This window comes from Pseudomonas sp. CFBP13528 (assembly GCF_005233615.1).
GTDB classification, from domain to species: Bacteria; Pseudomonadota; Gammaproteobacteria; order Pseudomonadales; family Pseudomonadaceae; genus Aquipseudomonas; species Aquipseudomonas fluorescens_AM.
Genome location: NZ_QGAJ01000043.1, coordinates 1 through 675, shown reverse-complemented (window position 1 = coordinate 675; position 675 = coordinate 1). Strand labels below are relative to the sequence as shown.

Below are 675 nucleotides of genomic sequence, written 5' to 3'. Positions count from 1 at the left end.
CACCTTCGTTAACAGCATTTGGCGCGGTCAGCGTGACGGTAGTGGTGTTGTCGGTGCCCGGAGTATCAGTAACGGTGGTATTAACCGGCGCGGTACCAGGCACCAAATTCTCGAAGTGCTCGCCACCCGTGACGGTCTGAATAGCAGCGGTGACGGTTTGATCACCCTTGTACGCATCATCAGGCGCAACAAGCGAAACGCTACCGCTCGACTGATTCACACCGATAGTGATGCTCTGGCCGTTATCGAGCGTGACGGTCAGCGGATTGGTGAGGTTAGTCACCGGCGTACCGTTCTTATCCACAAGGCTGGCGGTGTAAACGATGTTGCCGCCTTCACCAACGGTGTTGGTTGCAGTCAGGACTACATCAACTTTGTCGATGGTGTCATTGATCGTAGTGGTCGCGCCGTTGCCTGCAACTTCCAGCTTCTCGAAGTTGCCGCCAGTGGTCTCAGTGATCTGGACAGTCTGCGTGCTCTTGTCGATAAACACATCATCGGTAGGCGCAGGCACGGTCACGGTGCCGACGGTGTCGCCAGCCTTGATGGTGATCGACGAGCCATTATCGAGTTTCAGCGTGACGTCAGTACCGGCCTTGTTGCTCAAGGTCGCGGTGTAAGTAATCTGACCACCTTCATTCGCCTGGGCCGGAGCCGTCAGGGTAACGGTGGTGG

General features: G+C 56.4%; 1 protein-coding gene. It reads right to left on the bottom strand.

Annotation, left to right across the window (positions count from 1 at the left end):
* The coding region (locus tag PspCFBP13528_RS27475) for an immunoglobulin-like domain-containing protein (RefSeq protein ID WP_342671491.1) at positions 1–675 on the bottom strand (675 nt) is incomplete at both ends.